Below are 20,876 nucleotides of genomic sequence, written 5' to 3' on the forward strand. Positions count from 1 at the left end.
GCGATGGGCACGCATCCGGGTGAGATCGCTACTGTTGTGTCTTCTCCATCGACAGTTCCCAATGGTGCGGTACCGAGGTGACGAGATCCTTCAGGGTCTTGGGATCGGCACTGTCTGGCACGGTCTTGTTGCCAAGCACCGCGGCGGTGGCGAAAGCGACCATGCGTCGACCGGCAAACGCCATGTTGTCGGGGCTCTGCGTCTGCAGAATATGCGGGCCGAGGAAGACGGAAATGTCCTTCAAACCTTTTGCCCGCTGATACGTGGCAAGCGATCCTTCAAGCCCTTCGACATAATCCCAGGTTCCCTTGACGATCTGCAGCGCCGGCCATTTGTCGACATTGGCGAAAACGCCGGAATCGACATAATAGGTCGTGTTGAATTCGACGCGCAGGGCGCCCTCTACCGCATCATGGCCTGCAAGGCGGTAACCCAGAGCCGCGGAATTCGGGCCGTAAAGGATGGCGCCCTTTATGTTGGCAAGTCCCCTTTTCGGTTTGCATTCCGGCGATGCGAGGTCGTAATTGCAATCCTCGACGAAGTTCTTGTGCATGAACCATTGGGTCGCATAGGAGCCGCGCGAATACCCACCGATGACGATTGGCACCTCATGTGCCGACCGGCCATCGAGCAGCAGTTTCGAGGCGTCCTTGCCGGTAACCAACTTGCCGTCTGGACCGAGGATCCGCAGACCGTTGCCGCTATCCATCTGTTCAAGCTCGCGGAACATGTCGTTGGCCTGTTCCGCGGTATTGAAGCCGTTGCGACCGCCGGAAATGCCATTGCCTCGCCGATCGGTGATCAGGACGTCGAAGCCGCTGGCGTTAAGATCGCTCAGAAAACCACGCCAGTGCCGCATGCCGGGTTCTTCCGTCAGATTGTCGCTCTTTGCCGGCGTGTATTTGTCCTTGTCGATGGTGAAAGGCGGCGTGGCCGGGTCGTCGATGGCGGTAAGCTCGCTGCCGCCGCCATTGTTCATAATGATGAGCGCGCGTTTCCGGGTGCCGGCCTCATCCGCAATGCCGGTGCCCTTCAGATACCAGCCACGCAGTTTGATCGTGCCGGAAAGCTTCAGGTGTTCCCGCTCGTAGCTGTCGCGCGGTGCGGTAAACTCGACGAGATAGGCGTTGGGGTCGACCTTGGCGATCGCCTCGGAATATTTCGCCTGACCGAAATAGGACGGTCGGCGGATCTTCGACAGGTCGACCTCGCCATCGAAGTCGATCATGCCATCCTTGTCCACAGTCCCGTTATCGCGGGGCTCGAATTTGGCAAACCCTTTCGCCGCTGTGAGCGTCTTCTCCCGGCATTCCGCATCCATCTTGCACTGAGCCCATTTGGCTCGCACCCGCGCATCGGAAAATTCGTCGATGTAGAACTCTGCGGCGGAACTGCCTGCGGGCACAAGCTGATTGGTCGGCGTGAAAGGAATACAGACCTCCTTTTCTCCCCATTTTGCCTTATAGCCGGGCAGATCGCCGTTGCGATCGACATTGATATGCAGCGTGCAGTCGGGCGCTGGCGTGCCCTCGTTGACGATCGGCTTTGCCGCATCCTGTGCGCTGGCGGATACGGTCAGAAGTGCGAGGCTTGCCGCGGTAAAGGCAATGGTCCGTTTCATGACGGTCCTCCATCATTTGATTTCAGCTGAAAATCGGCCGGTTTTTGCGGCGCATGGAGCAGCCGAACCCTCTATATCGGGAGGGTTCGGCAACGCTGGTTGATCGGCTTAAAGGTGGCAGAGCTGCGCCGCTTTGGCCTTGGCTGCATCATCGGCCTTGTCGACAGGCAGGAAATCGACCTTGCCGGCAAGCTTGACGAGACGGACTGCGTCTTCGGACAGAAGCATGCGATCTTTGACCTGGCGATCAGCAAGATCCTGCACGAGGCACTGATAGCCTCTCGCCGTGCCATACCGCTCTTCCAGCGAGGGCCGCGGATCGCCGGCCGCCTCACGTTCCTTCCGTGTTTCGGAGAAGGGCACATAACCGGCCGTCAGGCCGCCGCCGCAAGGCTGGCCCTTGAAGAAGCCGGCCTTGGTCGCATTCCAGCCCGTATAGGTACCAAGCGGTGCTTGATGCAGAACGGACGGGAGGCCGGACGTCTCGTTGCCGTCAGCGTTCACTTTCGGCATGAAGGGCGCAATCGTCTGCCTGATCCCCGGCGGCTGATTGTTCAACACGCCCGAAAATTCGTTGTAGTTGAGCTCCGAGCCGAAGTCGTAATCCATCAGACCGACCGCAAGGCCATCAGGCATCAGGCTTCCCGGGATTTTCGGATAACCCATGGCTTCGGCCGTATTGGCGGCGAGATCGCCGGAAGACAGTTTCGGATAGGAGCTCGGCGGCGGTTCGGTTCCCTTCACCACCCAGTCGACCAGAGCAACCGACAGGGCGCGCATCTGCTCGATCTCGGAATTCGGGTTTTCCGAAAGAACGCAGGCCTTGCTGCCAGGACCGGCGAGCTTGAACGTCGTCGTTTCGGCGCCGCCGTGGGTATTGCCGGGGAAATAATAGCGGCGAACATTGTCTGGCAGTGGCAGATCGATCTTGCCTTCCGTGCCCGTCAGCGCGATCGAGAAGAGCCGGGCATTAAATTCTGCCGCTCCGAAGGTTTCGAAAATCTTCGGGCAGGTTTTGCTGGCCGTGCAGCGGGTCAGCAGACCTTCCGGCTTGCGGCCGCGGATCTTGTCCTCGTAATCGTTCCACCACAGGACACCTTCGCCGCCCGGCTCGTAAAGCGTGCCGGAGCCGCTCGGCACGCCGAAACGGACATTGATCGTCGTCAGGCGGCCGGCGATATGCGGGTTGGCGCCATCAAAGACGATGCGGTGTTTTTCGTCCTCGTTGAAGCCGAGCAAAAGAAACGTCTTCAACGTGTTGCCCGATTGCGAGACGCCCTTGATGATCGAATGATTGATCTTGCCGGCTACCGGATTGGTCTTGTCGTCGCTATAACGAAAATAGGAGGCAAGATCGCGCATGCCGGCAAGTCCCAGGCCGAGCACGAGCGGATCCTTGGCGTCATAGACAACCTCATAAAGAAATGCCGGGTCGAAACCCGCCTTGACGCAAAGCTTTCGCGGGTCGGGCTTGCCGGGGAATTCGGACTTGCTGCAATCGGCAAAGGCCCAGTCGGTTGATGCGACCTGTTCCACCGGGCCGAGTTCGCCGCTGCGCTTTTCGGCGCTTTTCTTGATCAGCTTTGCCCTGGTCGTATCGAGCGACGCCGCATCGTAAGGGATCGCGCGCCCGAGAAGAGCGAGCGGAGCCGTGTTCGTACCAGGTTTCGGATCGACGATCCGCGCGAGCACCTTGCCGGTGATCGGGCTGCCATCCGCATTGCGGGCTGCTGGAACCTTGGCGGTATAGTTCGTCGCGTTAGGGGCGATATCACCCTGCCAGCCACTCAAAAGCTGCACATGGCCATAAGGATTGGCCGTCACCGTGCCGGTGCTGCGATTGACGATATCATACCACAGGACGCCGCTCGCCTTGTCCATCTCCTTGGGTTTGGCGAGCGCGAACTTGGTTTCGTATTCGACAAGGCCTTCGGGATTGCGTGGCGCGTTCTGGATATCGGTGATGAGGGCGTTGAGCGGATCCTTGGGATCGACCACACCGAAGGCGCGGCCGGTGATCAATTCGTAAGGTCCAACTTCGTTTCCCTGATCCAGATCATTGGAAACGGCAACCGTGCTATCGATCTCGATCCGTTTGATTTCGGCAGATGCAGGCATGGTTCCTGCAAAGAGGCTGGCGGTGCCTGCCAGCATTATTGTCGGCAAAAATCCACGCCGGGCGACGCGCGACCGCCCACGAAAATTCGATGTCATTGATATCCTCCTGAGCGCCATTCTCCTCCGGCGCTAAATTAGCAAGCTAGGTCTTATACCTGACGCAAACCTGACATTCGTCAAGTAATTGACGCCGCCCCTCGCGCATGCATCGGACCAATGGTTGGAAGCCTGTCACGATCGGCATATCGAATATCTGGCCGCCTATAGCCTGATTGAAACGTTCCGTCAGGAAAGTCGGCTCCCGGTCTGCAACGAGGACAAACGGCGACCCCAGGATGTTTTCCAGAATTCTATCGTTGTGGCGTGAACGCGGCTCCGGCTCAATGTCAGTCGGATTGATGCAGAGTATTTGCGCGAAGTGAAATTTAGGTGCCTCAGTGCAGGAACTTACGCTTCAGCTCATCAAGCGTTTCCGTTCCATCGAACACCTCAAGCATCTGTGCTGCAATTGCGCGCCCTTCCGGGCTTAGTGGATCGATAGAGCGCTGTTGGCATACTTCTCGATATGCACTGAAGACGATGTCGATCTGCTCCGTGGTAAAGGCCGGCCTCATCCCGTGTCATTTGGTTTGATGGGTTTGCAAATCAAGCATTGATGATATCGGCCCCGACAGAAATGCAGGGAATTTCCTTTGATGATGCGCGCCATAAGTTAGTGAATACTAATGTATAAAAGAACATTAGGTGAAACTAATGGAACGAATCGACGACAATTGTGCCGTCACGAACCAATTTTGGTTGCATTTTATTCACCGAAGGCCGGGACATGGACCGAGATCTTTCAATTGCAAAGCTTTTTACAGACACGATCCAGGCCAATATTCTTAAGCTCAGACCGATGGAGGGCATCCAGCGTATCACGGCGATCCGCTGGTCGAGCCGAAAGAGATCGGCGTTGTCATGTTTCTCGCCCAAGTCCCTGTCAGCAGAAAATATCTTCAGAAGATTTGAGACATGCCTGAAGGTTCCCGTATTTCATGCGGCAAGTTTTGCCTCTGCTCGCAATGCCAAAAATAATTATCGAACCTAGAGGCCTGATTCCTAAACGATTCTCTGGATTGTCGATCCTAGGATAATATCCCTAACATTAGCAGGCTCTTGACTCTGGAAGAGTGTCGGAACAGATAGTGAACAAATAATCTTGCGCGACATGACGTCGATCAATCAACACGACCTCGAAGGGAGCCGTGACCAATGACTGCTGCCCGCGCCTCGGATATTGCAGATGTGATTTCCGATCTGCGTGAGCGAATTTCGGCCTTGGAAGGCCTGCCGGGAAAAAAAGCCGGATGTCTGGCTTTTGGCGTGCCGGAGATCGATGCGGCCTTACCGGGCGGAGGTCTGACCTATGGCGCCCTGCACGAATTCGCAGGTGGGGGCGCCGGCACGGTCGATGGAGCTGCCGCAGCACTGTGTGTTGCCGGCATTGCCGCGCGCACCCACGGCCCGATCGTCTGGTGCCTGACGCGTCCAGACCTGTTTTTTCCGGCACTCGCCCAGGTCGGCCTGCATCCCGACCGGGTGATCTTTGTCGAGTCCGACAAGGATGACGAGGTCTTGGCCAATATGGAGGAGGGGTTGTCATTCGGCGGCCTCGGTGCCGTTGTCGGCGAACTGGTGCGTCTGCCGATGGTCGGATCGCGCCGGCTGCAGCTGGCGGCCGAACGGACCGGCACGATGGCACTCGCTGTTCGGAGATGGCGGCGCCAGACCGAGGCCCATGACTTTGGCCAGCCGACGGCTTCGACCACGCGCTGGAGGGTCAGTGTCATGCCATCGGACGACTTGCCGGTTCCGGGCGTGGGGCAAGCCCGCTGGTTTCTGGAATTGATGCGATCGCGTGCGGGTGAGTGTGCTGAGTTTCTCGTGAGGGCATGTGATGACCAGGGTCGTCTCAATCTATCTGCCGGATCTGCCGACGGATCGTATTCGTCGCGCCGATCCCGCCATTCCGTCTGAACAGGCCATTGCCGTGATCGCCAAAAGCGGTTCGAAACGCTGGGTGTCGGCCGCCGACGTGGCTGCTCGCAAGGCTGGTGTCCATGTCGGTATGCCGGCTGCGAAAGCGCAGGCGCTGTTTCGCGGATTGATGCTGGTCGATGCGCAGCCAGCTGCAGATGCCCTTGCCCTGGAGCGCATTACGCTCTGGGCGCTCACCAAATATTCTCCGATCGTCGCGGTCGACGGGATCGACGGCATCGTCATGGATACAGAAGGCGCCGATCACCTCCAGGGCGGCGAGCTGCCGATGGTGACGATGATTGCCAACCAGTTCCTCGCCAAGAAGCTGACGGCACGGGTTGCCGTCGCCGACACATGGGGGGCAGCTCATGCCTGTGCACGTGCCATCAGCCGAGAGACCGTCATTGTACCGGTTGGTCAGACGGTTCGGGCGGTCGAGAATCTTCCGATCTCGCTGCTACGCCTTCCACCCAAAATCATCGGCGACCTGCGGACCCTTGGTTTCCAGAGGATCGGCGAGCTGGCCAATACGGCGCGGGCGCCCTTGACGCTTCGCTTCGGTCCCGAGATTGGCCGCCGGCTCGACCAGATGTTCGGCCGAGCCGCAGAGCCGATTGATCCGATCCGATCCCCCGAGCTGATCGAGGTTATGCGTGCCTTCGCTGAACCGATCGGGGCCGCCGAGACGATCAACAAATATGTCGGCCGGCTCATCATCCGGTTGATAGAGGAGCTGCAGAAATCTGGCCTTGGTGTCCGGCGCGCTGATCTCATCGTCGAAAAGGTTGATGGCACAAGGCAGGCGATCCGTGCCGGTACGGTCAAACCGGTTCGCGACGTTGCCTGGTTGACCAAGCTGTTTCGTGACCGGACGGAAAAGATCGAACCGGGCTTCGGGATCGAAAAACTGACGCTGGTCGCCGTTGTGGTCGAGCCCCTGGAGGAGCGTCAGAAGGCGTCGTCGCTGGTCGAGGAAGACGTCACCGATGTTACCCCGCTGATCGACATCTACGGCAATCGAGGTCAGCGGGTCTATCGGATGGCGCCGGTCGCATCCGACGTGCCCGAACGCTCGGTCCAACGGATCGCGGCGGCTGCCGAGCCGATTACGGTCGCCTGGGTCGGTCACTGGCGCCGGCCTGTGCGCTTGTTGCCGCGGCCGGAATTGATCACCGCCATTGCGCTCATGCCCGATCATCCGCCGGCTTCCATCACCTGGCGCGGCAAACGCCGCAAGGTGATACGGGCCGACGGGCCAGAGCGGATCTTTGGGGAGTGGTGGCAGCGTGATGCCGAAATGGACGCCGTCAGGGACTATTTCGTCATCGAGGACGAGACCGGCGAGCGGCTGTGGGTGTTCAGGGCAGGCGATGGCGTCGATCCGGAAACCGGTGACCATCGTTGGTTCTGCCATGGGATTTTTGCATGACCTATGCCGAACTGCAGGTGACGACGCATTTCTCCTTCCTGCGCGGCGCCTCGTCAGCGCAGGAGCTGTTCGAGACAGCGGCGGCTCTCGGTCTTCAGGCGATCGGCGTCGTCGACCGCAATTCTCTGGCCGGGATCGTCCGGGCGCTTGAAGCATCGCGCTCAACCGGCCTGCGGCTGGTTGTCGGCTGTCGGCTCGATCTGGCTGACGGCATGTCGGTGCTGGTCTATCCGATGGATCGCACCGCCTACTCCCGGCTGACCCGGCTCATCACGCTTGGCAAAAGCCGGGGCGGCAAGAACAACTGCATCCTGCATTGGGATGATGTGATCACCTATTCGGCTGGCATGATCGGCATACTCGTACCGGACGTGGTGGACGAAACCTGCGCTGTCCAGCTTCGGAAGATGGCTGGCGTCTTCGGCGATCGCGCCTATGTCTCGCTCTGCCTGCGCCGGCGACCGAATGATCAGATGCGGCTCTACGAAATCGACCATCTCGCCGCCCGCTTCAAGGTGAAGACGGTCGTCACGAACGACGTCCTTTTCCATGAGCCGGGGCGACGGCCGTTGCAGGATATCGTCACCTGCATTCGTCACAACACAACCATCGATACGATCGGTTTCGAGCGCGAGCGCCATGCCGACCGCTATCTCAAACCACCGCAGGAAATGGAGCGGCTCTTTCCTCGCTATCCGGAGGCTCTCTTGCGAACGATGGAAATTGTTCGGCGCTGTACATTCTCGCTCGAAGAGTTGACCTATCAATATCCGCAGGAGGCGATTGTGCCGGGGAAGGATGCCCAGGCCTCGCTTGAGCATTATGTCTGGCAATGCATTCCCGACCGCTACCCTGACGGCTTGCCGCCCGACGTGCTCAAAGCCGTTCGCCACGAGCTCGATCTGATCCGCGTCATGAAATACGCGCCGTATTTCCTGACTGTCTTTTCGATCGTCCGGTTTGCAAGAAGCCAGGGCATCCTCTGTCAGGGCCGCGGCTCGGCGGCCAATAGCGCTGTCTGCTATATCCTTGGCGTTACCGCGATTGATCCGGTGGGCGGCAACCTCCTCTTCGAGCGCTTCGTCAGCCAGGAGCGTGATGAGCCGCCCGACATCGATGTCGACTTCGAGCACGAGCGCCGCGAAGAGGTGATCCAGTGGATCTACAGGACCTATGGTCGGGAAAAGGCCGCCCTCTGCGCCACCGTCAGCCGATATCGTGCCCGCGGCGCGATCCGGGATGTCGGCAAGGCGCTCGGCCTGCCGGAGGATGTGATCAAGGCGCTGTCCTCAGGCATGTGGGCTTGGTCGGAGGATGTCTGCGATCGCAATGTCCGTGAGCTCAACCTCAATCCCGATGACCGTCGTCTCGTCCTGACACTCAAGCTTGCCCAACAGTTGATGGGTGCGCCGCGGCATCTCAGCCAACATCCGGGCGGCTTCGTCCTGACCCATGACAGGCTCGATGATCTGGTGCCGATCGAGCCCGCCGCAATGAAGGACCGACAGATCATCGAGTGGGACAAGGATGACGTCGAGGCTCTGAAGTTCATGAAGGTCGATATCCTGGCGCTCGGCATGCTCACCTGCATGGCCAAGGCCTTCGACCTGATCCGAAAGCACAAGGACCGCGATCTCGATCTTTCCAAGATCGAGCAGGAGGATCAGGCGACCTATGCGATGATCCGGCGTGCCGATACGCTCGGCACGTTCCAGATCGAAAGCCGCGCTCAGATAGCCATGCTGCCGCGCCTCAAACCACGCACGTTTTACGACCTTGTTATCCAGGTGGCGATCGTCCGACCGGGACCTATTCAGGGGGATATGGTTCATCCCTATCTTCGGCGGCGCGAAGGCAAGGAGGACGTCGTCTACCCGACGCCGGAGCTCGAGGCCGTTCTCGGCAAGACGCTGGGCGTGCCGCTGTTTCAGGAAAGCGCCATGCGGGTGGCGATGGTCTGTGCCGGGTTTACCGGTGGCGAGGCCGACCAGCTGCGCAAGTCAATGGCGACGTTCAAGTTCACCGGCGGCGTGAGCAAGTTCAAGGACAAGCTGGTCTCGGGCATGGTGCGGAACGGCTATACGCGGGAATTTGCCGAAAAGACCTTCAGCCAGCTTGAAGGCTTCGGTTCATATGGATTTCCGGAAAGCCATGCGGCGTCGTTTGCGCTGATCGCCTATGCGTCGAATTATATCAAATGCCACTATCCCGAGGCCTTCTGCGCGGCCCTGATCAACGCGCAGCCGATGGGTTTCTATGCGCCGGCCCAGATCGTCGGCGATGCGCGCGATCACGGGGTCGAAGTGCGGCCGGTCTGCATCAACCGGTCCCGATGGGATTGTACGCTGGAGCAGATCGGGAATTCCGATCGTCATGCCGTCCGGCTTGGCTTCAGACGTGTAAAGGGATTGGCGGTTGCGGATGCATCCCGCATCGTTGCGGCCAGAGGCAGTGGCGACTTCGGATCGGTCGATGATATGTGGCGCCGCTCTGGCGTGCCTACAGAAGCGCTGGTCCAGCTTGCCAAGGCCGATGCCTATCGTCCATCCCTCAAACTTGAGCGGCGCGATGCGCTTTGGGCCATCAAGGCATTGCGTGACGAACCGCTGCCCCTGTTTGCAGCGGCCGCACAGCGTGAAGCAAAGGCGATTGCCGAACAGCAGGAGCCGGACGTCGTGCTCCGGCAGATGACGGATGGCCACAACGTCATCGAGGATTACGGCCATACCGGTCTTACATTGCGGCAGCACCCGATTGCTTTCCTGCGCCAGGATCTGGCTGCGCGCAACATCGTCACTTGCGCCGAGGCGATGAGCGCACGCGACGGCCGATGGATCTTCACTGCCGGCCTTGTCCTCGTCCGGCAAAAGCCGGGGTCTGCCAAGGGCGTGATGTTCATTACCATCGAGGATGAAACCGGTCCGGCCAACCTCGTTGTCTGGCCAAAGCTGTTCGAGAAAAGCCGGCGGGTTGTCCTCGGCTCCTCAATGATGGCAATCCAGGGTAAGATTCAGCGGGAAGGTGAGGTCGTGCATCTGATCGCGCGGCAGCTGTTCGACCTCACCGCGGATCTATCCGGCCTGGCGGACCGCGATGCCGCGTTCAAAATGCCGACCGGCAGGGGAGACGAGTTTGCGCATGGCGGCGGGCCTGACCCACGCGACGCGCCAAAGAAGGTTGCGAGCCCTCGCGACATGTTCGTCAGAGACCTGCATATCGATACGCTGAAGGTGAAGGCGCGGAATTTTCAATGAGATTACGCCACAATCAGCGGGACGATGGGTTTATTCGCTCCCTGGACCACGACGGCGATGGAAAAGCGCCAGGCATCCGCGACCAATAGCTCGATCGGCGATGGTGGTGTTCGCGATGAAATTATCCCTTCAGCTCAACGCTGATCCGGCTCCCGATCGGCCGGAGAAAGCTCCTTGCATCGCACGTGTCGCTTCGTCCGCTTCCTTCGCGGCCAATTGAAACGCGATGCGGGCATGTTCCGGATCCACACGACCCTGAAGCGCTGCGCTGCATGCTATCCGCGCTTTCATGTAATGTGCTCCCGCCATGGCCGGCCAATAATCCATGAGGATTGTAAGGGCATGAAACGGCCCTGTTACCGCGACCTCGCCAAGGAACGGCGATTTTATCGCCACCGGCTGCATCCACTTTGTCTCGGCCATTTTTGTTCCTCCCTTGAACTGCGCCGCTTAATTTAGCGCAGTCGAATGTCACGGCGAGGTCGCCGTACGAAACCGTACAGAACTCGGCCGAGAAAGGGGGATGAACGCGCGTGCGGAAAAAACTGGCGCGGAAGTGCCGGCGGCCTTGTTTGCGCCGAGAACGATGGGGTCAGATCGATGTTAATGCAATGTGGGTTTGAAAATCGGCTCGTCGCACAGCATTGCGGCATAGTCTGCCAATTCGCGCAGCTGGCTGGCAATGTCATAAAGGGCCGTGACCGCTGCAGAAACCGCGGCTTCATCGCCGGCCTGTTCGATGCAACCTGCCCGAAACTCCAGATCATCCATAACGCGTCCCTCACTGCACGAGTGCGGGGAGTTAGGTTTTGTTAACCATTCGGCAAGGTCTGAAGCGAAACAGGCATTTCCCGTCGAAACGCGGCCGAACGATATCGGATCGATGCAGATGATGTGGCAATACCTCTGCACTGTCATCTGACTTCGAGCTTTACGCTGGATTGCCGATGACCGTAATTACACTATCTTGCCGGCATGACGGCGATCACCGAAGATATCACCCCGTTGCTGCGGCCCGTGGTGCACCTGCCTCTCCTGACCTTCAGGCTGCTATCGCGTTTCTGGCCGCAGCTGATGGCTCTGTGGCTGATCGGTGCGATCGGCGGCGGAGTGCTTAACGAACTGGCGGTTACAATCGGCCAGGTCAATGGACTTGCCGGCCTCTCGTTTTTGTCCTTCGTCGTGCTCCTCAAGCTCGTCATCATCGTTGCGCTCCTGGAAACGGTGAGACCGGGCCTACCGGCGCTCCACGCAGCCTCGGCGCAGGCTGAGACAAAGACCGGAACGCTTGGCGGTTCCGGCCCAGGCTTCATCACGGCGCTGGCCCTGACGCTGGTGCCCTTTTTTGCCTATTACGCGGCCTGGGGCTTTCTCGGCGAGACGGTCCGTAACTATTCGAAACTTTCCCTCGACCTTACCTTTTCCGGCCAGAGCCTCAATCCGCTGGAATTCAGGAATGCTGGTGCCTGGCTGTTTGCCTCGGTGGCCGTGGCCTGGGCCGTGCGGCGTTTCGCGAAATGGATGCACAAGCGCTCCAAGGCCTCCGTCTGGCCGATCCTGATCGTCGTTTGCGAGGCCAATTGGGCCTTTATCGGTCTTTATGTCATCTCCGACTGGCAGGACGAGATCCGTGCCTTCGTGGCGCATCTGCCCGACATGCTCGGCCGGTTCTTCGGCGGGATTGCACTGGTGAAGGATGCCGCTGCAGCAAACCTCCTGCCGCCGCCCGCCGATGCTCTGTCGCTGTCACCGCGCCAGACGATGATCAGCCTGTTTTTCTACGCGCTTTATCCCGCCGTGTGGCTGACGCTTGCCGCACTCGTTTATGGCTATGACATTAACGGTGACCGGCCGGTGACTGAAGGACGGATCGGACGGGCGCTATCTCGCTGGCAGGCGCTTCCAAAAGCGCTGCGCGATTTCATCGCCCATTTCCTTTCGGGTACGGCAAAACGCTATCGGGCACTTGCAGAAGGCGTCGGCCTTGCGCTCAATTCCGGAATCGGGCTGACGGTGGCGATGATCCTTCTCTACCGGCTTCTCGACTGGGGCTCGATGTGGCTCTGGTATTATCTCGCACAGCAGATCGGCCCTCATGAATGGGTGCTGTGGCAGACGATCGCCCAGGCGATTTCCCTGTTTCTTGGCAATCCCAGCGATCCGGGTGACAGCCTGCTTGTGACGCCGATCAAGATCTGCCTGCTTGCCGCAGCACTCGAGATCGGCTTTTCGCAAGGGCGGAAATGGCATGGCCTAAGCCGCTGAGGCTCATTTCAGTGCAAGCGGAATGCTGATGGCATGCGGCCTCGTCGAGGCAAAACTCAGCCGCACGGCAAGATGCGGGACAGCATCGGCCGGCAGGACGAACTTCTCCTCGATCAGCATGCTTTCCCCCTTTGCTGGCGGATGTAGCGAGGCGATGCTGCAGCCCGGCAGTGGTTCGGCCCTGGGGTCGAGGTCGCGGCTGAGATCGGACGAGAGGATGACATCAAGCGGCGTCCAGTCATGCCCTTTGCCATCTGTCAGTCGTAGCTGGCATTGGCCCCAGTCTTCGCCTATATCCCGCTTCGCTTCCGCGGACAGGCGAATAATGACAAGCCGCATCTGGCCGGGAAAGATCTGCTTCGTATCCCGTCCGTCGCCGATCAGTCTTGCCTGTTCAAGCCTCCAGCCGGCGCCTGCAAAGACCTGATCCGCAGCCACTGGCTGAACCTGCCATTCGCCACGCCTCGAAAGTTCTTCGATATTGCGCCAGCCGTTGACGGCAAGGGCGGTCGCGAGAAGGGGTGGCAGGGCGATGAGAGCCATCCACCAGCGTGCCGCCTCTCGTCTAGATGCCACCATTGCCGGGCTCCACTTTGTCGCGGCTTTCGATCATGCCGCGGTCGAGATGAACATGGACTTCGTCTTCGAGCCGCGGCGAGGCTTGTTTCGACAGGATCAGTGTCATGTCCGTCGCTTCCTCTTCCGGCAGTTCAAAGACAAGAATGCCCGTGGTCGGCAGGCCCGGTTGCACCTTTTTCAGAGACAGAAGCTGCGGGGCTGCGTCGGCACGGTGTGTCTGAACATAGAGGCGGCCGGACGCGCCACGGATCGAGGCGCCGGCGAGTGGCATGGTCTCCTGGAATGCCCAAAGCTCGGCAGAGACAACCAGCCAAGTGCCCTGGGTCTGCCGTTCGATCGTGCGGCTGAAGCGTTTCAGCACGAGTGTCTTCGCCTGCACGGCCTTGTCGATCCTGACGCTGAAGGTTTGGCTTGAGACGGTATCCTTCTGCGCACCGGAGGTGAGGATTGGGCCGGTCAACTGCGCGTAGCCCGGTGTCGTTGCCTGGAAAACCTGCAGAAGGGCGGCGGCAGTGAGGATGCCGATGATCGTGGCGAGGAAACGGATCATCTGGTGTCTCGCGTCATGGCCCCGGTGCCATTCTCGGCAATCGGCAGGTCGACCTGCGCCACGGCGCTGCCCGTAAACCAGCCGGGTGCGGCATAGAGATTATCCGCCCGCTTGAAGACGGCGCCAATGACGGTGACATCGAGCGATGCCAGCAAGGCCTGGGTCATGGGCACCTCCCAGACCGCGCTTACCTCTTCCGGCATCGCCGGCTGCAGGTCCCAGAGGATTTCCTGGTCACGGTCGAGAAAGAATTGCGGACGCGACGCACCGGTAATGTTCGCAAGCGCCAGCGCTTCGCCATAAAGGTTGCTGCTTTGCGAGGTGAGATTCTCTATCGTCAGATTGACGACGACGGCACGCTTGCCGGGTGTCAACCGCGACCCGTTTGGCATCGTGGTCGCGACCGTCGCTGCATGCAGGGTCACACCCCAGCGATCGGCATTGATGCGGGTTCCAGGAAGAGCGTGCGCGATTTCGCCGGGATTGCGGCTCTCGAAAATCGACAGGCCAAGCGACAGGCCGGCGGCCAGAAAACCGCCTATGCCGGCAAGGACGCGCGCGCGGGCCGCCTTGCCGGCCTTGTTCAGAACATTCGGTCTCTTCACGGATCAGTCGAGCCTGTCATAGCTGATGAGGTCCAGCTGCGGCGCGCCGGTTTTAAGGATCGTATCGCGAGCGACGAAGGCATAACGCTTTCCTTCCTCCAGCGGCACCGGCATCAGCTCCGGCACGGCCCGGTTGACGTAAAGTACGATATCCCTGCCGTCGGGCGTACGCACCTGCATGGCCGGGCCGACATAGCGGGAGCGCGGCTCGTTGATCATCAGCTTGCGGTCCCTCACGTCGGGCGCCCTGCTGACGATCACCGCATCGAGGCGCAGCAGCTTGTTCGCCACGGGATCCTTGGCTGGATCGTAAGGCGTGGTTGCCTTCCTGCGTTCCTCGAAGACCTTGCGGTCGGCCACCTGATAGGTTTCAAAACTTGGGTAACGCACATACCATTCCAGCGCCTGCGCCTGCCGCATGACCCGGTAGGCGGCGCCGGCAATCGTCGAACTCACCTTCTGCGGCTGCCCGCCACCGGCGACAAGTTTCAGGTAATCGGCGAGCCGCTTGCGCGGTGAATCGTCGTTCTCGAACAGGATTCTGAGACCCGGTCCGAGCGCCACACCGACCCGTTTTGCCTCCGGCGCGACGACCAGAACCGCGCCATTGCCGACATCGAGCTTGCCGACGCGCATCTGCCGCATGAAATCCAGCGCATATTGATCCGGATCCCGCCCCTGCAGATCTTTTGCCACGACGGTGACCACCTCGACATTGGCGGCGGCCGCGAGCTGGAATGCGATCGTTTGCAGCTTTTCGCGCACGTCCGGATCGAACACGCCGACTTCGTCATACACGAACCGGTCGAATTTCGACGGTGTCGCATCGGCGGTCAGTTTCGGGATCCGGTCGATCACCGCCGGGCCGATTTCCTGGCCGCTGCCGCCAGGGCTCGGCATGTCGATATCAAGCGGACCGGGAATTTTCGGCATTGGAACCGCAGCGGCTTCCGACGATGCGGCGACGGGCGCCGAAGAACCGGTCATTGGTACGGAAGAGGCTGGCGCAGACGGGGCGGTCGCGACCGGAGCCCGCACGGGTGCCGTGGATTGCGGCTCGACCTGCGGCGGCAGGCTCGGGCTGCGGGCCTCGGCAGCTGCGATCACCTGATCGTCGCCGCAATTCTTCTGCTGCTGTTCGCAGGATTGCGCCCAGCCGGCCTTGATCGCGGCCAGCCGTTTCTTGCGGCCGGGATGGGTCGGGCCATCGGCCTCGGGGATCAGGGTCGCGATCGCCTTTTCGGCTTCTGCTAGGCTGGCCCCCATCTTGAACAGGACGAAGCCGGAAAACTTGTCGGCCTCCAGCTCGATTGGCGGCTGGCTGCCGCCCGGCAGAAGCGTATGCCCGGAAAGATGGTGGCCGATCTCGTGGGCCAGGATGGATGTGCCCGGCCAGCCGGCCTCACCGGTCGCCTGCGCCACCTGCTGCATAAAGGTCCGGTTATAGGCGATCACCCGTTTCGGAATGCCGTCCTTGCCCATCACGATGATCGCTGCTGCATTCGGCACGTCACTTTCCATGATGGTAAAATTTTGCGGCAGGCCGGTGAACCGCATGATGCGGCTGACCGCAGCCATCCCTTCCGCCTCGGCCGAGGTTTTCAGCGCGGCGGCGTCGATCTTCAGGGCCTTGCCGTCATAGGAGCACGCCTGCAGCATGTCGCTGAGCTGGGTCGCGAGCTTTTCCTCGTCAGGCTTTTCGCCCTTCTTCTTTTCGCTCGATTGTTTCTGTGTGTCGGCCTGTGCCATCAACGTGCCGCTCTCGGCCTTTTCGAGCCGCGAAAAGATCGGATTGCAGATCGCCCTGTCGGAGGCCGTTGGCCCGAAACTTTGGGATGGTTCATGCGTGCCGCTGGCAGCAAAAGCCTGAAAGGCAAACAGCGATCCGGCGGCAAGGCCGGCAGGAACAAGCGCAGTCTTCACGAAAACCTCCCTTTTCGTTCGATCGGCCAAAATCCGTCGGCGGCCGATCAGGACAATTGCGCCAGCACGATGCGGATCACCGCACGGGCGTATAGGTAGAAGAGCCCCTCCTTGGCCCCATAAAACACGGCGGCACCCAGTGCGGCCCGCCACCATTGATGCCGCCAGTCGATGGCGAAAAACTGGCCGAAGGCAAAAAACACGATCCCGGCCTCGACCCAGTCCATGTAATAGCCGGAATAAAACCGGTGCTTGGCCACGCGTTCCGGTGTTGAACCGAGAAGAAGCGGCGACAGGTTCAGGATGTTGGCGGTGATGATGACGAACTGGACATAGGTCGCGAGCACGAGCTGCTCGACGAGATTGAAACCCCGGCAACGCCAGAAGACGAGGCTGGAGGCGATCAGAACAGCGATGATGCCGAGCGAAAACGACCATTTCGAATAGGTCCTGACCAGCTCGATCGCCTTCGACAGAGTTTCATCGTCGGTGCCGAGATAATCCACCTGGGCGATGACAAGAAGCAGGATAACGATCGCCGCCAGAAGCAGCTTTAGCGGATGTGTATGGCTTTTGCGCCGGCCGAGCACATATTCGCGTGCAATTTTTCCCGGTTGCAGCACCACCCTGATGGCGGATTGCGCCATGTCGGACTCGAACAGCCGCAGCTTTTCCCAGGCCTCGTCGCGCACGTGCCGCGATCCCATTCGGCCGACCTTCTTCTGTCTACAATCGCCGCAATAGGCTGCTTGGAGACTTGCGCCACAATTCCGGCAGAAAGGTGCATCGAAGAGTTTGCTCGAAATACATTCGGGAAGGTCAGATACGTCGTTTTTGCCTGCGTGTTCGGCCACATGCGGAGCTCTGGCTAATTGTCCATAGCCGGACATATGGAATTCGCTGGGCAAAAGGACAGGTCGCTTATGGCGACATCGGCGGCGGTAGTCATTGCGCCGCCCTTCCTGTCGCGGCTTGAAATTGGGGCCTGTCGTGGCGTCTGGGGATCATCGGCCAACGCTGCTGCCGCCCAAGTTCTATTGGTCGGAGTTGAACCTGATATACGATCGTAGAGCCAATGAGCGAAAGGCCCTGGGCGCGTGTCGAAACACCACAGGTGCCGCTTCCTTCAATAAGCTTCCCGATATCAAGCCTCTCCATGCCCGATTCATTGCCGACCGGTCCGGGCTCGCTGGACTGACCCCTCCGGTCACCCACCCTTGTCGAAAGGACTTCGCCCGAAAGTGAAACCCAACGATCTTGGGTCCGACATGCTCCTCGAATGCGAACTCGCCAATCGCATCGCCCGTGACCAGGCCGCCTGGCAGGGAAGCGGGATTTGATGGCCGGCAAGCCTGTCAACACTTGAGAGGCGCTTACATCATCACATACAAAGTCGCCAGGCCCGCAAGCATAATCGCAGTTGCTCCGCCATAATCATGAAGCGCTTCCATCATCGTCTTGCGCATTTGTCTGACCTCAAATTGACTTTAGTAGTGGCGCGCAAACGCATATGGCTGCTTTTCCGTTCCACAGCGCTCGAAAATAGCGCGAGAACGCTCGATCGGAAGGGATTGATAGCGGTCACCGCTTTAACGCCGGCAGCCGGGATTTCTCAGCTCCGTTGAAGGTCGATGCGGCTCGTGATTACCGGCTTGCCTGTTTTTGGATCGGTATCGACCGTCGTGAGGCGCATCCTGTTTGGACTGACCTTTTCGATCGTCATCTGCGCTTTTCTGTCGCCGTTCACCTCTTTTGCCCATGTGATGCCAAGATTGATCGTGTCGCCGGCGCGTTGCCCTCCAAGCCCTGCAGTTCCAGTGCCAGCGCCGATATAAGACCCGCTATACCTGTCGCCGCTTGCCTCCAGGTCTGCAGAAATCGCGCGCGAGAAGATGGCAAAGCTTGTGCATTTGCCATCAAGAGAAAGAGACGCGGCAGTCGTATCGGACGTGAAACGGCATTTAACGCCGATGGCCGGTGCATTGACGCGGACCTTGACCGTTCCCGTGCCGCTCCAATCGCCGGAAAGCGATTTCAAAAAGGGAGCCTCATCGGCATTGGCAATACCCGCTGAAAGCAGGGTGAGCGATGTAAAAACGATCGAAAGGGGCTGCTTGAAGTGACGGCTCATGAGGCGGTACCTTTCGGATTGCCCAGTCTTAGACATGCGCAGATCGTGGATGAAGATATGCCTGCAAACCGTTACGGCTACACGTTTGTTCCATCGTCACGAGAATAGCGCCGGACAGGTTTCGATGAACGCAGCCGCGATCTCGTCAACATAGCCACCGGTTGCCCAGCTGAATATCCACCTCGCCTAAAGAGGCCGTACAAACCTTCAATCCATTCAGGATTTATCTGCTCCACCCTGCTGCTGGATAATGCACACCACCGGCCTCGAAGCTGAAGAAGCTCATACTTGCACTTTCTGTCATCTTATGGCGAAATTATCGGGCGGATTTCGAAGTGTGTTTGATTGTGTGGCGAGCAAGGTTCGCCTTGCAAGGGTATGAGTTATGTCGAATCTTTCCGGGATGAAGTCTTCTCGTTCTTATGAGCCAGGGATGAGAATTATCCATTACCCGATAACGGAAACAGTCGTGGTCGGCTTTCGGGGCGAGACCGTGATTTTGAAGCCTGTTCCTGATCGCCGAACGGCGATTGCGGCAGGCGAGGCACTGTGCCGGGAAAAGGGATGGACAGACGACCTGCGGCAATAATTGATCTTCCGCGGTTGGGGCTCTTATCCATGCGGGGCATGCAACCCCCTAGTCGGGGTTCGTGGCCGAGGTGATCCTCAGTGGGAAATTGGGGCGCTGGATGCTAGGCCCCATTCATGACCCCTTCCGAAAACCCAGACATGTCTGCACGGGTCGATATGTTCTCGAATGGTGTGTCGCCGGCATCCTCCAAGTCCGCGCCTTTACAACGCCCCACCAAGCCAGCGACATCCCCAAGCGAGAAGGATACGGTAGCCCTGTCGGATTCTACCGGACGATACCGGATCCTTCGCAAGTTGGCGCACCCGGACGTTGCCGCTGCATGGGGTCATTCTTGATACGGAGACGACGGGTCTGCAGTATCGCAAGCATGAAATCATCGAAATCGGAGCGATCGCTTTCACATTCAGCGAGACGGGTGAGATCGTAGATTTCCTAGAAGTCTATGCAGGTTTACAGCAGCCGGATACCGCGCGGTTGACGACTGCTTTGCCTTGCTTGAAGTGCTCGACCGGCACGGCGGCGGTGAGTTCGACAGACCCTTTTACGAACTCTATCGGGCAAGCCAGCGCAATCGAGTCCACATCTTTGCGGCGCGAGATCTATCGATATCCGGAGGCGGATCCGCCGACCAAAGTCCTCACGGCCGTCGATCGCTTCAAAGCTAAACGCTTCAAGCCGATAGGATTCAGGGAGCGTACTTGCGCAGATGGGTGGAGGCCGTGTCCGCTTTTAATTGTCTCAACATGTCTTACCCATCGATGATGCGGTTGCCACGCGGTGCGCCCATTTTACGTTCGACCGCCGAAATGAGGCCGTTGGCATGATCGCGGCGATGGGCGAATGCATCGACCGACGGTGACGCGCAATAGTCGGTTAATCCGAAAAAACGGGCGTCGCCCTTGTAGATCCATAGCAAGGTTGAAGTCGGACATATCGTCCGTGATCCAAAGGTCCTTCCTTAAACCAGCCGCATCGGATCATCGAACTCTCGTGCGACATTCGCGCTTGAAGCGGTCGCTGTTTCGCTCTTTTCCAAGAGCCTATGCACCGCCTCCTGCCGCCGGCTCTTTTGTTTCTTCCGAACCGCAAGAGCCGGCCTGATCGACGACACAACTCGCTCGACCGTCAGCCGCTTCGTATTTCTGAGAAACGCCGATCCGCCACTGCGCGCTAATCTGTCGCGGAAGACGTCGGGAACTTCGTTTCGAGGCGAAGCATTTCTAAGCGCCATCCACATGAGCGTCTGAAGGCGCGTCTCGATCAGGAAAATATCGCATGACCATGACGACAGGCCCTATGCCTGCGCCGGACATCTTGTCCGTTTCTCCATCCACGCCAAAACAATCCCGCTATCTCCATATGATCACTGGTGTCGCAACCCTTGGAGCACTGGCCTTTGGTTATGATACCGGCGTCATTGCCGGTGCTTTGCCGTTCATGACGCAGGGGCCGGAAGAAGGAGGGCTCGGACTTACACCTGTCACGGAAGGTGTCGTGACCGCATCCCTGATTGTCGGGGCGGCGTTGGGTTCGTTTGCAGGGGGGCAACTATCCGATCGCTACGGGCGGCGCACAGCAATGCTTCTGCTTGCCATCGTCTTTTTCCTTGGCGCGCTTGCAACTGCTTTCTCGCCTGACGTCGGCATCATGATCGTCGTTTCGTTCTCGGTATTGGCGTTGGTGGCTCTTCGGCCGTCGTACCGGTCTTCATTGCAGAAATCGCGCCGCCGAAACGCCGCGCGCGGCTTGTCACCCGTAGCGAGCTGATGATTGTCAGCGGCCAGATG

16 protein-coding genes and 1 pseudogene are annotated in these 20,876 nt (G+C 59.4%); 7 read left to right on the forward strand and 10 right to left on the reverse strand.

Features of this window, described 5'->3' with window-relative positions; all coding sequences use genetic code 11:
- Positions 1-28 precede the first annotated feature (28 nt).
- Together FHW37_RS28220 and FHW37_RS28225 are read right to left on the reverse strand one after the other, a co-directional pair.
- Positions 29-1,621 carry a hypothetical protein gene (locus tag FHW37_RS28220; RefSeq protein WP_210249334.1) on the reverse strand — a complete coding sequence of 531 codons (1,593 nt, stop codon included), beginning with the start codon at positions 1,619-1,621 and terminating at the stop codon, positions 29-31.
- 108 nt (positions 1,622-1,729) lie between these two features.
- The gene (locus FHW37_RS28225) at positions 1,730-3,835 is read right to left on the reverse strand and encodes an alpha/beta hydrolase domain-containing protein (RefSeq protein WP_145642511.1); all 2,106 of its coding nucleotides are present in this window, start codon (positions 3,833-3,835) and stop codon (positions 1,730-1,732) included.
- Between the two features lie 1,158 nt (positions 3,836-4,993).
- Here FHW37_RS28225 and FHW37_RS28230 point away from each other — a divergent pair.
- The 3 genes from FHW37_RS28230 to FHW37_RS28240 are packed head-to-tail and all read left to right on the forward strand — an operon-like array spanning position 4,994 to position 10,444.
- Positions 4,994-5,758: an ImuA family protein gene (locus FHW37_RS28230; protein ID WP_145642513.1), complete on the forward strand. Its 765-nt coding sequence runs from the start codon at positions 4,994-4,996 to the stop codon at positions 5,756-5,758.
- On the forward strand, positions 5,679-7,190 hold the full coding sequence (locus FHW37_RS28235; protein WP_145642515.1) for a Y-family DNA polymerase: 1,512 nt from the start codon (positions 5,679-5,681) through the stop codon (positions 7,188-7,190). The genes FHW37_RS28230 and FHW37_RS28235 overlap by 80 nt, the downstream gene beginning before the upstream one ends.
- The gene (locus FHW37_RS28240; protein WP_145642517.1) at positions 7,187-10,444 is read left to right on the forward strand and encodes an error-prone DNA polymerase; all 3,258 of its coding nucleotides are present in this window, start codon (positions 7,187-7,189) and stop codon (positions 10,442-10,444) included. The genes FHW37_RS28235 and FHW37_RS28240 overlap by 4 nt, the downstream gene beginning before the upstream one ends.
- Before the next feature lie 129 nt (positions 10,445-10,573).
- Here the strand turns inward: FHW37_RS28240 and FHW37_RS28245 are convergent, their stop codons facing one another.
- Positions 10,574-10,867, reverse strand: a complete 294-nt coding sequence (locus tag FHW37_RS28245) for a DUF982 domain-containing protein (RefSeq protein ID WP_145642519.1) — start codon at positions 10,865-10,867, stop codon at positions 10,574-10,576.
- 180 nt (positions 10,868-11,047) lie between these two features.
- The gene (locus FHW37_RS33780) at positions 11,048-11,215 is read right to left on the reverse strand and encodes a hypothetical protein (protein WP_186458442.1); all 168 of its coding nucleotides are present in this window, start codon (positions 11,213-11,215) and stop codon (positions 11,048-11,050) included.
- Between the two features lie 204 nt (positions 11,216-11,419).
- On the opposite strand from FHW37_RS33780, the gene FHW37_RS28250 reads away from it, so the two are divergent.
- Entirely contained in the window at positions 11,420-12,709 is a 1,290-nt protein-coding gene (locus tag FHW37_RS28250; RefSeq protein WP_145642521.1) for a hypothetical protein, read from the forward strand.
- 3 nt (positions 12,710-12,712) lie between these two features.
- On the opposite strand, the gene FHW37_RS28255 is transcribed toward FHW37_RS28250, so the two are convergent.
- From FHW37_RS28255 to FHW37_RS28280, 6 genes are all read right to left on the reverse strand, one after another.
- Complete coding sequence (locus FHW37_RS28255; protein ID WP_145642523.1) at positions 12,713-13,288, reverse strand: hypothetical protein; 576 nt, start codon at positions 13,286-13,288, stop codon at positions 12,713-12,715.
- On the reverse strand, positions 13,275-13,838 hold the full coding sequence (locus tag FHW37_RS28260; protein ID WP_145642525.1) for a hypothetical protein: 564 nt from the start codon (positions 13,836-13,838) through the stop codon (positions 13,275-13,277). Before FHW37_RS28260 ends, FHW37_RS28255 begins: the two co-directional genes overlap by 14 nt.
- Positions 13,835-14,443 carry a hypothetical protein gene (locus tag FHW37_RS28265; protein WP_145642527.1) on the reverse strand — a complete coding sequence of 203 codons (609 nt, stop codon included), beginning with the start codon at positions 14,441-14,443 and terminating at the stop codon, positions 13,835-13,837. Before FHW37_RS28265 ends, FHW37_RS28260 begins: the two co-directional genes overlap by 4 nt.
- Positions 14,444-14,446: 3 nt before the next feature.
- The gene (locus FHW37_RS28270; RefSeq protein WP_145642529.1) at positions 14,447-16,366 is read right to left on the reverse strand and encodes a TPM domain-containing protein; all 1,920 of its coding nucleotides are present in this window, start codon (positions 16,364-16,366) and stop codon (positions 14,447-14,449) included.
- Positions 16,367-16,413: 47 nt separating this feature from the next.
- Entirely contained in the window at positions 16,414-17,073 is a 660-nt protein-coding gene (locus FHW37_RS28275; protein ID WP_186458443.1) for a DUF3667 domain-containing protein, read from the reverse strand.
- 905 nt (positions 17,074-17,978) lie between these two features.
- Positions 17,979-18,497: a hypothetical protein gene (locus tag FHW37_RS28280; RefSeq protein ID WP_145642533.1), complete on the reverse strand. Its 519-nt coding sequence runs from the start codon at positions 18,495-18,497 to the stop codon at positions 17,979-17,981.
- A 385-nt stretch (positions 18,498-18,882) separates the two neighbouring features.
- On the opposite strand from FHW37_RS28280, the gene FHW37_RS28285 reads away from it, so the two are divergent.
- From FHW37_RS28285 to FHW37_RS28295, 3 genes and pseudogenes are all read left to right on the forward strand, one after another.
- Positions 18,883-19,086, forward strand: coding sequence for a hypothetical protein (locus tag FHW37_RS28285; protein WP_145642535.1), 204 nt, complete (start codon positions 18,883-18,885; stop codon positions 19,084-19,086).
- Positions 19,087-19,226: 140 nt separating this feature from the next.
- Positions 19,227-19,752 (forward strand): annotated as a pseudogene (locus tag FHW37_RS28290) (exonuclease domain-containing protein); the annotation flags it as partial.
- A gap of 612 nt (positions 19,753-20,364) precedes the next feature.
- The gene (locus FHW37_RS28295) at positions 20,365-20,856 is read left to right on the forward strand and encodes an MFS transporter (protein ID WP_210249335.1); all 492 of its coding nucleotides are present in this window, start codon (positions 20,365-20,367) and stop codon (positions 20,854-20,856) included.
- The last annotated feature ends 20 nt before the right edge of the window (positions 20,857-20,876 follow it).

It is taken from the genome of Neorhizobium alkalisoli, assembly GCF_007829835.1.
Classification (GTDB): domain Bacteria; phylum Pseudomonadota; class Alphaproteobacteria; order Rhizobiales; family Rhizobiaceae; genus Neorhizobium.